The sequence below is a fragment of the Buttiauxella sp. JUb87 genome (assembly GCF_004361975.1).
Classification (GTDB): domain Bacteria; phylum Pseudomonadota; class Gammaproteobacteria; order Enterobacterales; family Enterobacteriaceae; genus Buttiauxella; species Buttiauxella ferragutiae.
Window position 1 is genome coordinate 438497 of the sequence record NZ_SNVY01000001.1, and the last position, 12036, is coordinate 450532.

The 12036-nt window shown below is 51.8% G+C and carries 13 protein-coding genes; 4 read left to right on the forward strand and 9 right to left on the reverse strand.

What is annotated here, in order from left to right; genetic code table 11:
- Nucleotides 1-43: 43 nt before the first annotated feature.
- The 7 genes from benD to EC843_RS01970 all read right to left on the reverse strand — a co-directional run bounded on the left by benD (nt 44) and on the right by EC843_RS01970 (nt 6266).
- Nucleotides 44-817: a benzoate diol dehydrogenase BenD gene (gene benD / locus EC843_RS01940; protein WP_064546535.1), complete on the reverse strand. Its 774-nt coding sequence runs from the start codon at nt 815-817 to the stop codon at nt 44-46.
- A 9-nt stretch (nt 818-826) separates the two neighbouring features.
- Nucleotides 827-1855 carry a benzoate 1,2-dioxygenase electron transfer component BenC gene (gene benC, locus EC843_RS01945; protein ID WP_133521503.1) on the reverse strand — a complete coding sequence of 343 codons (1029 nt, stop codon included), beginning with the start codon at nt 1853-1855 and terminating at the stop codon, nt 827-829.
- 14 nt (nt 1856-1869) lie between these two features.
- On the reverse strand, nt 1870-2358 hold the full coding sequence (locus tag EC843_RS01950) for an aromatic-ring-hydroxylating dioxygenase subunit beta (protein ID WP_133521504.1): 489 nt from the start codon (nt 2356-2358) through the stop codon (nt 1870-1872).
- Nucleotides 2355-3740 (reverse strand): Rieske 2Fe-2S domain-containing protein, encoded by a 1386-nt coding sequence (locus EC843_RS01955; protein ID WP_133521505.1) that lies wholly within the window; start codon nt 3738-3740, stop codon nt 2355-2357. The genes EC843_RS01950 and EC843_RS01955 overlap by 4 nt, the downstream gene beginning before the upstream one ends.
- A 103-nt stretch (nt 3741-3843) precedes the next feature.
- The gene (catA, locus tag EC843_RS01960; protein WP_064546528.1) at nt 3844-4770 is read right to left on the reverse strand and encodes a catechol 1,2-dioxygenase; all 927 of its coding nucleotides are present in this window, start codon (nt 4768-4770) and stop codon (nt 3844-3846) included.
- A 76-nt stretch (nt 4771-4846) separates the two neighbouring features.
- Nucleotides 4847-5137: a muconolactone Delta-isomerase gene (gene catC, locus EC843_RS01965; protein WP_121813529.1), complete on the reverse strand. Its 291-nt coding sequence runs from the start codon at nt 5135-5137 to the stop codon at nt 4847-4849.
- Nucleotides 5138-5147: 10 nt separating this feature from the next.
- On the reverse strand, nt 5148-6266 hold the full coding sequence (locus EC843_RS01970) for a muconate cycloisomerase family protein (protein WP_133521506.1): 1119 nt from the start codon (nt 6264-6266) through the stop codon (nt 5148-5150).
- 365 nt (nt 6267-6631) lie between these two features.
- Between EC843_RS01970 and EC843_RS01975 the strand changes: the two genes are divergently transcribed.
- The gene (locus EC843_RS01975) at nt 6632-7369 is read left to right on the forward strand and encodes an IclR family transcriptional regulator C-terminal domain-containing protein (RefSeq protein WP_064546584.1); all 738 of its coding nucleotides are present in this window, start codon (nt 6632-6634) and stop codon (nt 7367-7369) included.
- Here the strand turns inward: EC843_RS01975 and EC843_RS01980 are convergent.
- Together EC843_RS01980 and EC843_RS01985 are read right to left on the reverse strand one after the other, a co-directional pair.
- On the reverse strand, nt 7366-7902 hold the full coding sequence (locus EC843_RS01980; RefSeq protein WP_121813530.1) for a GNAT family N-acetyltransferase: 537 nt from the start codon (nt 7900-7902) through the stop codon (nt 7366-7368). The two genes, EC843_RS01975 and EC843_RS01980, sit on opposite strands and share 4 nt — an antisense overlap.
- A gap of 3 nt (nt 7903-7905) precedes the next feature.
- The gene (locus tag EC843_RS01985) at nt 7906-9318 is read right to left on the reverse strand and encodes a PLP-dependent aminotransferase family protein (protein ID WP_133521507.1); all 1413 of its coding nucleotides are present in this window, start codon (nt 9316-9318) and stop codon (nt 7906-7908) included.
- A gap of 149 nt (nt 9319-9467) precedes the next feature.
- Here EC843_RS01985 and EC843_RS01990 point away from each other — a divergent pair, with 149 nt between their 5' ends.
- Genes EC843_RS01990 through EC843_RS02000 form a run of 3 tightly spaced genes read left to right on the forward strand, consistent with a single transcriptional unit; the run spans nt 9468 to nt 12003 of the window.
- Nucleotides 9468-10868, forward strand: a complete 1401-nt coding sequence (locus EC843_RS01990) for a cytochrome ubiquinol oxidase subunit I (RefSeq protein ID WP_133521508.1) — start codon at nt 9468-9470, stop codon at nt 10866-10868.
- A complete protein-coding gene (cydB, locus tag EC843_RS01995) occupies nt 10868-11881 on the forward strand; it encodes a cytochrome d ubiquinol oxidase subunit II (protein ID WP_133521509.1) in 1014 nt (337 codons plus the stop codon). Before EC843_RS01990 ends, cydB begins: the two co-directional genes overlap by 1 nt.
- The gene (locus EC843_RS02000) at nt 11881-12003 is read left to right on the forward strand and encodes a DUF2474 domain-containing protein (RefSeq protein WP_064546514.1); all 123 of its coding nucleotides are present in this window, start codon (nt 11881-11883) and stop codon (nt 12001-12003) included. Before cydB ends, EC843_RS02000 begins: the two co-directional genes overlap by 1 nt.
- Nucleotides 12004-12036 lie beyond the last annotated feature (33 nt).

Consider the following 12036-nt stretch of genomic DNA (forward strand, 5'->3'; position numbering starts at 1 on the left):
AGGCGGATTCGCGCCAACAACACCCGTCAATTTACACTTAAAGTTACCCTAAATCGCCGCCACCCACCGGAAGAATGGTGCCAGTGATATAGCTGGCGTCATCACTGGCCAAAAACAGGATGGCGTTAGCCTGCTCTGCAAGCGTCCCGTAGCGATGCATCAGGCTGCTGTCTTTGGTTTGATCAACCACTTGCTGATACCACGCCTGTTCTTGCGGGCTGGGTTGTTCCTGATTGCGCGGAGTCAGTCTCGCTGGCGCTTGCGTCCCGCCAGGTGCGGTGGCATTGATACGAATCCCACTACCGGTGTATTCCATCGCCAGCGACTGCGTAATGGCATTTACCCCGCCTTTTGCTGCGGAATAAGGCACACGGTTAACGCCACGCGTCGCCACTGAAGATACGTTCACAATCACACCACGCTGTTGTTCCAGCATATACGGCAGCACTGCGCGGCATCCCCACAGCGTTGGAAATAGCGAACGGCGGATCTCCGCTTCAATTTGATCGGGCTGATATTCTGCATACGGGCGGGCCCAGATAGTGCCACCGACGTTGTTCACCAAAATATCCAGCTGACCAAAGTGTTGATGTGCCTGCGCCATGGTGTGCTGGGTACTTTCCCATTGTTCAAGGTCAGCCTCCAGCGCCAGCACTTCACAGCCTTGTTGATGCAGGTTTTCAGCTAGTTCAAAAACATATCGCGCCCGGTCGATCAACACCAAACGCGCGCCCTCTTGAGCCATTTGCTCTGCCACCTGGCGGCCAATACCTTGCGCCGCGCCAGTGATGACGGCCACTTTATTTTGGAATCTCATTGTTTCTCCTTATGCGGCCGCATGCTGTTCGGCCTTCTGGCCTGGGGCAAATTTTTCATAGTGGAAACTGGCTGGTGTTATCTGGCGTTTCTGCAAGGTGCGTAACACCGCATCCACCATTGGCGGCGGGCCGCAAAGATAAACATCTACGTCGCCATCATTAAGCAATGCGTGGTCAAAATGGTCAGTGACAAAGCCTTTTTGCGGGCAGGCAGACTCTGTATCCGTGATAACAGGCAGCCAGCGGAAATTCGTTAATCGCCCTGCCAGTTCATCCAGCGCTTCTGTCATCACCAGGTCACTGTCTTTGGTGACACCATATAGCAACGTAATAGGTTGGTTAACGGGATTTAATGCGAGCTTTTTCAGCATCGCCAGAAATGGCGCAAGCCCCGTGCCCCCAGCCAACATGACTATCGGGCGTTGCAGCGGACGTAAATAGAAACTGCCCATCGGGCCGGTAAGTGTTAGCTCATCTCCGGTTTTAGCCTGCTGTAACAACCAACTGCTCATCAACCCGCCCGGCACATTGCGGATCAGGAAACTGGCTTGCGTATCGCCAGGTAGCGAGCTGAAAGAGTACGCACGCAACTGTGTACCGCCTGGCACCTGAATATTCACATACTGCCCAGGCAGGAAGTCGATCCCTTTTTCTAGTTCAATGACCAACTCAATGGCGCTGGATGACAAAGCGTCACAACGAATAACCTTACCCTGGAATCTGCCGATACCGGTTTTACACGCCGATGCACTCACTGGCACATCTATCACACAGTCCGAACTGGGAACCATTTGGCAGGTCAATACCTGGCGCTGCCTGGATTCATCGTCAGACAACGCCTCTTCGAGGAAATCTTCACCTAACGAGTATTCCCCACTAGCGCAGTGGCATTTACAAGTTCCACACACACCGTCGGAGCAATCCATCGGTAGGTTCACTTTCTGGCGATAGGCAGCATCAAGGATTTTTTCACCTGCATTGCAGCTAATGAAACGCGTAACCCCATCTTCAAAGTTGAGGGCGATGTTAAAACTCATGGCAATTCCTCTACTCAGACGTGATAAATGTCGATAACCTGGCGGATGTAGTCATTGTTTAGCTGAATGGTTTTACGGGTGATCTGCGGCAGGCCTTCCGTTTGTCGTAGCGTGCAATAGGTGGTGCCAAAGAAGTAACCGCTTTGTTGATAACGATGGCTATGCGTCACCCAATTGTAACGCACATCAACGCAGTCACCGTGGCTGCCCACAATCATGATATTACTGAGCATATGGGTGGTTCGCGGTTCCGGAGTACTGGCACCAGAACGTTCGGTCTTAATGCGATACACTCGGTCTTCCAGCCCGTCACGGCTTGGGTAATAAATCAGGGAAATCTGGCTTTGTGGGTCAGTCGTGAGCTTGTCGTCGTCTCCCCAGGCAGGCATCCAGTAGACCACTTTGGGGCTGTAACAGCTTAGCCATTCGTCCCACTGACGGTCGTCCAACAGGCTGGCTTCGTAGTAAAGAAATTGGCTGATGGCGTTAATATCCAGGCTCATGGTGCAACCTCCACACGCTGAGTGATTGAAGCATCATATTGCTGTTGCTCTTTCTCGATAGCCGCCAGCATGGTTTGTTGCCAGTGATGGTGATGGGCAATATAGAGCGCTTCGTCTTCCGAACGAATGCCACTTATTTGCGGTGTGAATCCTGACTGTTTGGCGTGATCATCCGCGCCATAGACCCAATGCGTTGCGCCACGGCTTAAATCGCTCCACTCCAGATTCGTCGCCATATAGCCCTGCTGGCAGGAACGGAACTCTTCCAGATCATCAGGCGTCCCCATACCGCTGACATTAAAGAAATCTTCGTACTGTCGGATACGAGTGGCCCGCTTTGACGCGCTTTCCCCTTTTGGTGCAAAGCAGTAAATCGTCACTTCGGTTTTATCGACGGCAAGCGGACGAATGACGCGGATTTGTGTAGAGAACTGGTCCATCAGGTAGACGTTCGGATACAGACACAAGTTACGCGTTTCATTGACCATTAAGTCGGCACGTTTTTCGCCAAACTCGGCTTTCAGGCGCTCAGTTTCGGTAAATACCGGGCGAACTTCTGGGTTCAGTGCGCGCGTCCACAGCAGCATGTGGCCGTGTTCAAAACCGTAACCCCCGCCGACGCTTTTTGACCAGCCGTTAGCATCCACAGCCTGAGTACCCTCAGCTTCATAATTCCGGCGCGACATCGTCGAAGCATAGTTCCAGTGCACAACACTGACGTGATAACCGTCCGCGCCGTTTTCGGCACCTAATTTCCAGTTACCTTCATAAATATAACTTGATGCACCTTGCAGCACTTCCAGCCCTTCAGGGGCCTGATCAACAATCAAATCAATGATTTTGCACGTTTCGCCCAGGTAATCCTCAAGCGGCATAACATCGTCAGACAGACTGCCAAACAGGAATCCACGATACGACTCAAAGCGCGGCAGTTTTTTCAGGTCGTGGGAGCCATTTTGTTTAAATGATTCCGGATATCCCCCGACGCTTTCATCCTTGGCTTTCAATAGCTTGCCATTGTTACTGAACGTCCAACCGTGGAATGGGCAGGTAAACGAGTTTTTATTGCCCGCTTTACGGCGGCATAACATCGCGCCACGGTGAGCACAGCTATTAATTAAGCCATGCAGTTCGTTCTTTTTATCGCGTGTTATAAGTACCGGCTGCCTGCCGAGCGTTAAGGTAAAATAATCTCCGGCGTCAGGGATTTGGCTTTCATGCGCCAGATAAACCCAATTCCCTTCAAAGATATGTTTTATTTCCAGTTCAAATAATTGGTCATCGACAAATACATTGCGATTACAACGGTAAATATCATTCTCACGATCAACAATTAAAGCGTTGCTGATTTTTCTTTTAATACCATCGAGTTTATTTTGCATAACATGGCTTCCGGGATAAACGTAGGTCTGGTAATAAACACTGGCGAGCGCTGCGCTAACCCGACCTGAAAATGATTATTTTGCAGGTCGGATGCTATGTTATTTATTCTTTAGCGCGGATTCTGGTGATGCGAGATTCTTCCTCAGGGGAATGGGCTTTGCAGATCGTAAAATCAAATTCAACTTCAGTATGTTCGCCAGTTAAATTACGCGTTTTAATCGTTTGTGGGTCGCTAATCGTGACTGGTTCAGCAATTAAACCATCGCGGGTAGCAAAAGCAAAATCATCCCACAAGTATTTATCACCATTCAGGTTAATTTGACTGGTGAGATGTTTATGGCCTGGCGCTGAAACGAAGAAGTGAATATGTGCAGGGCGATTACCGTGGCGGCCCAGACGGTCGAGCAGCTTCTGGGTTGGACCGTCTGGTGGGCAGCCATAGCCTGACGGGACAATACTTTGCACGCTATAACGCCCATCACTGCCGGTTTTAATGCGGCGGCGCAGGTTGTATTCGCTTTGGCTCGGGTCGAAGAACGAATAGTTCCCCAGCGTATTCGCGTGCCAGATATCAACAATCGCGTTGGCGACTGGGTGGCCTTTGGTGTCGCGAACGGTGCCGTGCAACCACATCGTTTGGCCGTTATCTTTCCCGTCATCCATGCGGGTGTGGCCTTCAGCCAGCGGCGCATTGGCGACATACAACGGCCCTTCGATGGTACGCGGAGTGCCGGATTCAAGCTGAGCTGCGGCATCCAGCGCATCCTGGCGTAAATCCAGATAGTGTTCAATGCCCAGACCTGCGGCTAATAATGCGGCTTCCTGGCGGCCACCCAATTCATGCAGATAGTTTGCCGCATGCCAGAATTCTTCTTCGGTGATATTAAACTCATCAATTATCGTACAAATATTTTCCAGCAGGCGATGAATAATATTTTTAAAACGCTCATCTCCTTCCACACCATTCAAACCGGCACTTTCTCTTAATAAAGCTTGCACTTCAGGCAGGTGAACAAAGTTAGTTGTCATGTTTATTGTCTCATTGCTTACTTGTAGGGAACCATGCCTGAGAAAAGGCATGGTGCAGGTTAATTTTTATTATTGTTTATTTATCATCATTACGAATTGAAGATGGATGACGGCACAATGCATCAACTTTGATATCCATGTACGGATACAATGGCAAAGCCATTAATAAATTGTGTAACTCCTCAGCATCTTTAACATCAAAAATACTGATATTAGAATATAACCCGGCAATGCGCCAAATATGGCGCCACTTGCCTTCTTGTTGTAACTGCTGTGAATAGGCTTTTTCTTTGGCTTTAATTTCAGCGGCAGTTTCCACTGGCATGTCGAGTGGAATATTTACCGTCATCTCAACTTTAAATAACATGGCTTTCTCCTTATGCCTTACGGCGGTAAAACGCTAATTTATCTTCATCCAGGGTCACACCCAACCCCGGGGTTGCTGGCAAGGTCACCGCGCTGTTAGCAAAATGCAGCGGCTTTTCGACAATATCGTCTTTCAGTAACAGCGGGCCAAACATTTCTGTCCCCCACGCCAGCGGTAATGTCGACCAGGCATGCAGCGAAGCTACCGTGCCAATCGTGCCTTCCAGCATGGTGCCGCCGTACAACCCAATGCCTGCGGCTTGAGCCACATGTGCCAGGCGCAATACGCTTGCCGGGCCACCGGCTTTGGCAATTTTCAACGCATATGCGCCGGTAAATCCACGACGCGCAATATCGTAGCCGTCTTCGCTACTGGCTACGGCTTCATCCGCAAGAATCGCTGCATTGCCACGCTGACTCAAACGCACCAGGCTTTCTATGTCATGAGCGGCAACAGGCTGTTCGATTAAGTCGATTCCCATCGCGTCGAGTTCCGCACAGCCGCGTACTGCCTGGCTTGCATCCCACGCCTGGTTGACATCGACACGGATACTGGCTTGCGAACCAAGAGCTTCGATGATGGCGCGCGTATGTTGCAGATCGGTGCGTAAATCCCGAGCACCGATTTTCAGCTTAAAGGCGTTGTGTCGCCCCTGGGCCAGCAACTTCTGACCTTCAGCAATATCTTTGGCAGTATCACCGCTTGCCAGCGTCCATAACACCGGAAGTTCGCTGGTTAACGCCCCGCCCAACAAGGCGCTGACCGGTAAACCCAGCGCTTTGCCCTGCGCATCCAATAACGCCGTTTCGATGGCAGATTTGGCGAAAGTATTGCCGCGCACGCATTTATTCATCAGCGCGACCAGACGGTTGACGTTATCCGCAGGCTGGCCTTCCAGTAACGGGGCAAGATAGGTATCGATCGCGGATTTGATCCCTTCCGGGCTTTCAACGCCATAACTCAGCCCGCCAATGGTGGTCGCTTCGCCCAGGCCGGTGATGCCGTCGGAGCGCGTCAGGCGCAGAATAACCAGCGTCTGGCAGCCCATAGTGGTCATCGAGAGTTTGTGTGGCCGAATCGTTGGCAGATCAACAATCAGGCTTTCAAGGTGTTCGATTGTGGCGCTCATATCCTTCCCGTCGGCGTGGTAGTTACGCCTTTATTTTTTAAGATGTTTGCCGGTCAAATCCCCTGCAAACAAAACGGTGTTTCCTGACAATAGGAGCAACCCCACCAAAGCGTCAACGGCGGTAATCGAATTGTTGTGCGATTATCGACGCGTTTCATTTATACGGCGGATATTTGTGATCGTGGTGGAATATTCCATACATTGTCCGGGGCAAAGTTGCCGGGCAAACGGGCTTAGCGCATCCTGATGACCATGAAGAGCGGCTGGAGCGGCAACTTGTGAACGAAAAAAACCATGATATTCAGAATGTTATTCATGATGATAATCAAGAAATTCAAAGCGTTGCTAAAAGAGATCCCAACTTTATGCTGTCACTGGCTCGTGGGCTGGAGGTGCTTAACGCCTTTACCCCCCAGCGCCAGCGGCTGACTATCTCGCAACTGAGCCAGAAAACGCATATCTCCCGTGCAGCTGTGCGCCGCTGTCTTTATACCCTCGCCACCTTAGGGATGGTTCACAGCCCGGATGGTCGCAGTTACGAATTACTGCCGCGCGTATTGACGGTCGGCCATGCTTATCTTGCCGGTACGCCGCTGGCGAAAGTGGCGCAGACCGCGCTCGATAACCTCAGCAAATCGCTTAACCACTCGTGTTCCGTCGCCACGCTGGATGGTGACAATGTGCTCTACATCGCCCGTACCGCTGTAGATAATTTAATGAGTATTGATATTGGCCGTGGCAGCCGCCTGCCCGCGTGGGCAACATCGATGGGGCGAGTATTATTGAGCGCGTTACCGGAAGAAGAACTGGAAGTTTATTTGGGGCGGGCAAAGTTGCTGCGTTACACCCAACATACGGTTTCCAGCGTGGCGCAGTTACGTGAAGAGATTGCGCTGGCGCGACGCCAGGGTTATGCGATTAACGATCAACAACTGGAAATTGGTTTACGTTCAGTTGCCGTACCGATGCTGGCACGTGGTGGCAAAGTAGTTGCTGCAATGAATGTCGGCGTACCCGCCACCGAAGTTAGCGTCACAGAACTGCGCGCCAACATTCTGCCACCGCTACGACGCGCGGCGGCAGATTTATCGATGTCACTTTAAAGCATCTGGTTTTTGGTGATGCGGTACAGTACGTGGCGGCACAACGGCTGGCCTTGCTTGAGGGCTGGGTGGTCAAACTCTTCGCAACGATGCATGCCGATTTTTTCCATCACGCGTTGTGATGGCTGATTTTCCAGCGCGGTAAAAGCGACGATTTCGTCCATTGCGTATTGGTTGAAACCAATTTCCAGCGCTTTACGTGCCGCTTCCGGTGCGTAACCTTTACCCCAGAACGGTTTATCCAGCCGCCAGCCTATTTCAATCACCGGGGAAAACGGCAGTTCGTATCCAGGAATATTCAGGCCCACAAACCCGATAAACGCCCCGCTGCTTTTCTCTTCCACCGCCCATAATCCCCAACCTTTATCGGCGAGGATCTGTTCGACAGCATTCACCATATTGTCGCTTTCTTCACGGGTGCGCGTATTGGGGAAGTAACGCATTACTTCAGGACTGGCATTCATCGCGGCAAACGGCTCGCGGTCGCTTTGCTTCCATAGCCTTAAAATCAGGCGCTCGGTCTGGTATTCCATTGTTCACTCCTTAATTTGTTGGCGAATTAAATCAGCCAGGGTGATCACCGCGTGTTGTTCACGCTCACCTAACACCCACGAAGCATTAAGACGAAAATAATTATGCCATGCACCGCCAGTGGTAAACATTTTGCCCGGTGCAATGCTGATTTTGTGGGCAATAGCTTGCTCACTCAACACGCTGGCATCCATATAATCGGGTAATTCTACCCACAGGAAATAGCCGCTTTCGCTATGGTGAATTTTCACCTCAACTGGGAAATACTGATGCAGCGCCTGCAAGGTTTGCTGTTTACGCTCAGCCAAAATGCGCCGCAGTTTGCGTAAATGGGTGTCGTAACGTTTGGTCGCCAGATAATCAACCAGCGCCAGTTGCATCGGCGAACTGGTGGAAAGTGTGCTCATTAATTGCAGTTGCTGAATACGCCGCGCATGTTTGCCTGCCGCCACCCAACCGATGCGAAACCCCGCGACCAGGCATTTCGAAAATGATGAACAGTGCAGCGTGATGCCTTGCTCGTCATACGCCCTGGCCGGTAACGGACGATCGCGTCCAGAATACAGCTCGCTGTAAACATCATCTTCGATAAGCGTGACATTATGCTGTTGTAACAATTCCACCAGTTGCAGCTTCTTATCCGGTGACAACGTCACGCCTAGCGGATTCTGACTATTGGTCATTAACCAACATGCTTTCACCGGATAGTCGTTAAGCGCCTGTTTCAGTGCGATGAGATCAATGCCTTTTTGCGGGTCAGTTGCCACCGACAGAGCCTTTAAGCGCAAGCGTTCCAGCGCCTGTAACGCGCCATAAAAACACGGGTTTTCAACAATCACCCAATCCCCCGGCTCAGTGACTGCTTGCAGGCTGAGATTGAGCGCTTCAAGCGCACCAGCGGTTATCACAATCTCCTCTGGCGATACCTGCATTCCCTGCTGCGCATAACGCCTGGCAATGGCGTGCCGCAAGGCTTCGTTACCCGGTGGCAAGTTTTCAATCACGCTCATGGCAGTGGCGGTTTTGCTGACAGTGGCCAGTGAGCGGTTAAGTTGTTGTAGCGGAAACAGACGCGGATCTGGGAATGCCGAACCGAATGGCACTACCGATGCGTCGCAACTGGCCTGCAACACATCAAAAATGTAGGTATTGATATCCACCGCTTCATCACGCATGACTTTCACGGGTGCAAGCGTGCTCCGCGCTGCAGGGCGAGAAGCGACGTAATAACCCGACTGCGGCCTGGCAACAATCAAACCCTGGCTTTCCAGGGTTTGATAAGCATGGCTGACGGTCATGAAGCTCATACCACTCATCGTCACCTGCTCACGTAGCGAAGGAAGCTTGTCCCCTGGCAACCACGCCCCGAGTGCAATCTGGTCAATGATTTGCTGCGCAAGTTGCTGGTATTTTTTCATGATTAACCTGTGCTTGCCGCCTATATCAGATAGCTAAAAATACGCTAAATTTCACAACTGTTATAGGCAAAAAACGTTGTTCTGTTTCTTATTCCCACCAGGGTAACCCTCTAACATAGCGTCGAAGTTACTGTGCTATGAGGTTGCGCATGTTTGGTTTAGACGCTTTTCATCTGGCGAGGATTCAGTTTGCTTTTACTGTCTCCTTCCACATTATTTTCCCCGCCATCACCATTGGGCTGGCCAGTTATCTGGCAGTGCTTGAAGGGTTGTGGCTCAAATCTAAAAACCCGGTTTTTCGTTCGCTTTACGATTTTTGGTCAAAGATATTCGCGGTTAACTTCGGCATGGGCGTGGTGTCCGGGCTGGTGATGGCCTATCAGTTCGGCACCAACTGGAGCGGTTTTTCGCAGTTTGCAGGCAGTATCACCGGGCCATTGTTGACCTATGAAGTGCTGACCGCATTTTTCCTTGAGGCAGGGTTCCTGGGCGTGATGCTGTTTGGCTGGAAGCGCGTCGGGCCTGGGCTGCATTTCTTTGCGACCTGCATGGTGGCGCTGGGCACTTTGATGTCCACCTTCTGGATCCTCGCGTCCAATAGTTGGATGCAGACACCGCAAGGTTTTGAAATTCATAACGGGCAAGTGGTGCCTGTTGACTGGTTTGCCGTGGTGTTTAATCCGTCATTCCCTTACCGCTTGCTGCATATGTCCGTGGCCGCTTTTCTTAGCAGCGCGTTTTTTGTTGGGGCATCAGCGGCCTGGCATTTGCTGCGGGGCAACAAAACTCCGGCGATTAAAACCATGTTTTCAATGGCGTTATGGATGGCGTTAATCGTCGCGCCACTGCAAGCGATGATTGGGGATATGCACGGCCTGAATACCCTGAAGCACCAACCGGCGAAAATTGCCGCCATTGAGGGGCATTGGGAAAACGTACCCGGCGAACCAACCCCGCTGCTGCTGTTTGGCTGGCCGGATATGGAACAAGAGCGCACGCGTTACGGGCTGGAGATCCCGGCGCTCGGCAGCCTGATCCTCACCCATAGCCTGGACAAACAGGTTCCGGCGCTAAAAGAGTTCCCGAAAGAAGATCGGCCAAATTCCACCATGGTGTTCTGGTCATTCCGCATTATGGCGGGGCTGGGCATGCTGATGATTCTGGCAGGCGTGTTCAGTTTGTGGTTGCGCTATCGCCACCGGTTATACGAAAGCCGCCCGTTCCTGCGCTTTATGTTGTGGATGGGGCCATCGGGGCTTATCGCGATTCTGGCAGGCTGGGTGACGACTGAAGTGGGTCGCCAACCGTGGGTGGTGTATGGCTTGCTGCGCACCAAAGATGCCGTTTCGGCACACGGGAATTTGCAGATGAGTATCAGCCTGCTGACCTTCTTTGTGGTGTATATGTCGGTGTTTGGCGTGGGTTATAGCTATATGGTCAGGCTTATCAAGAAAGGCCCGCAGCCATTTGATGACGATACGCCCTCCGCGCACGGCACGCCTTCTCGCCCGCTATCGGCGGTCACCGATTCACTGGAGGAGCCACGTTAATGGGCATCGATCTGTCAGTTATTTGGTTTGTGATTATTGTCTTTTCCACCCTGATGTACATCGTGATGGATGGGTTTGATCTCGGCATTGGCATCCTTTTCCCGTTTGTTCGCGGTGCACAAGACCGTGATGTGATGGTCAACAGTGTTGCCCCTGTCTGGGATGGCAACGAAACCTGGCTGGTGTTAGGGGGGGCGGCACTGTTTGGTGCTTTCCCTCTGGCTTATGCGGTGATTGTTGATGCGTTAACCATCCCGCTGTCGTTGATGCTAATCGGGCTGATTTTTCGCGGTGTAGCGTTTGAATTCCGCTTTAAAGCCACGCCAGCGCACCGTCCATTCTGGGATAAAGCGTTTATTGGTGGTTCGATCCTGGCAACCTATTGCCAGGGTGTGGTAGTCGGCGCGGTGATTTCAGGTTTCCCGGTGACAGGACGCACTTTTAGCGGCAGCCAGCTTGACTGGATCACGCTGTTTAATCTGTTCTGCGGCCTTGGTTTGGTGGTGGCGTATGCGCTGCTTGGCGCCAGTTGGCTGGTGATGAAAAGCGCAGACCCGCTACTAAAAACCATGCGTAACATCATCAAGCCGCTGTTGATGGTCATGCTGGCGGTCATCGCCGTTATCAGTATCTGGACGCCGCTTGCGCACCCGCAAATTTCCACCCGCTGGTTTAGCCTGCCGAATTTCTGGTTCCTGTTGCCGGTTCCACTGCTGGTGGTAGCGTGCAGCGCCTGGTTATGGCTCTCGGTCAGTCGAGAAAATAGCTGGCACAGCACACCGTTTTTGCTGACGTTAGGGCTAATTTTCCTCGGCTTTAGCGGACTAGGGATCAGTATTTGGCCGTATCTGATCCCGCCATCCATTACCTTGTGGCAGGCCGCCGCCCCGCCGCAAAGCCAGGGTTTTATGCTGGTCGGCGCACTGTTTATTATCCCGATAATTTTGGTTTACACCTTCTGGAGTTATTACGTTTTCCGCGGAAAAGTGCCGTATGGCGAGGGGTATCACTGATGAAACAGACTGGAGTTCGTTTGTTGTGGATGGTGGCGTTATGGGGCGGCAGTGTTTTGGCACTGGCCGCCGTGGGGATGGGTTTCCGGCTGCTGATGACCGCGGCGGGGTTTAAGTCCTGACCGGAATAGCGGTGGATGACGCTAGCGTTTATC

What these genes read in the sequence shown, in the direction of transcription:
- benD (WP_064546535.1), bottom strand. Translation starts at nt 817, where the DNA reads ATGAGATTCCAAAATAAAGTGGCCGTCATCACTGGCGCGGCGCAAGGT.
- catC (WP_121813529.1), bottom strand. Translation starts at nt 5,137, where the DNA reads ATGTTATTTAAAGTTGAGATGACGGTAAATATTCCACTCGACATGCCA.
- EC843_RS01950 (WP_133521504.1), bottom strand. Translation starts at nt 2,358, where the DNA reads ATGAGCCTGGATATTAACGCCATCAGCCAATTTCTTTACTACGAAGCC.
- cydB (WP_133521509.1), top strand. Translation starts at nt 10,868, where the DNA reads ATGGGCATCGATCTGTCAGTTATTTGGTTTGTGATTATTGTCTTTTCC.
- EC843_RS01980 (WP_121813530.1), bottom strand. Translation starts at nt 7,902, where the DNA reads ATGGAATACCAGACCGAGCGCCTGATTTTAAGGCTATGGAAGCAAAGC.
- EC843_RS01970 (WP_133521506.1), bottom strand. Translation starts at nt 6,266, where the DNA reads ATGAGCGCCACAATCGAACACCTTGAAAGCCTGATTGTTGATCTGCCA.
- EC843_RS01985 (WP_133521507.1), bottom strand. Translation starts at nt 9,318, where the DNA reads ATGAAAAAATACCAGCAACTTGCGCAGCAAATCATTGACCAGATTGCA.
- EC843_RS02000 (WP_064546514.1), top strand. Translation starts at nt 11,881, where the DNA reads ATGAAACAGACTGGAGTTCGTTTGTTGTGGATGGTGGCGTTATGGGGC.
- EC843_RS01990 (WP_133521508.1), top strand. Translation starts at nt 9,468, where the DNA reads ATGTTTGGTTTAGACGCTTTTCATCTGGCGAGGATTCAGTTTGCTTTT.
- EC843_RS01955 (WP_133521505.1), bottom strand. Translation starts at nt 3,740, where the DNA reads ATGCAAAATAAACTCGATGGTATTAAAAGAAAAATCAGCAACGCTTTA.
- EC843_RS01975 (WP_064546584.1), top strand. Translation starts at nt 6,632, where the DNA reads ATGCTGTCACTGGCTCGTGGGCTGGAGGTGCTTAACGCCTTTACCCCC.
- benC (WP_133521503.1), bottom strand. Translation starts at nt 1,855, where the DNA reads ATGAGTTTTAACATCGCCCTCAACTTTGAAGATGGGGTTACGCGTTTC.
- catA (WP_064546528.1), bottom strand. Translation starts at nt 4,770, where the DNA reads ATGACAACTAACTTTGTTCACCTGCCTGAAGTGCAAGCTTTATTAAGA.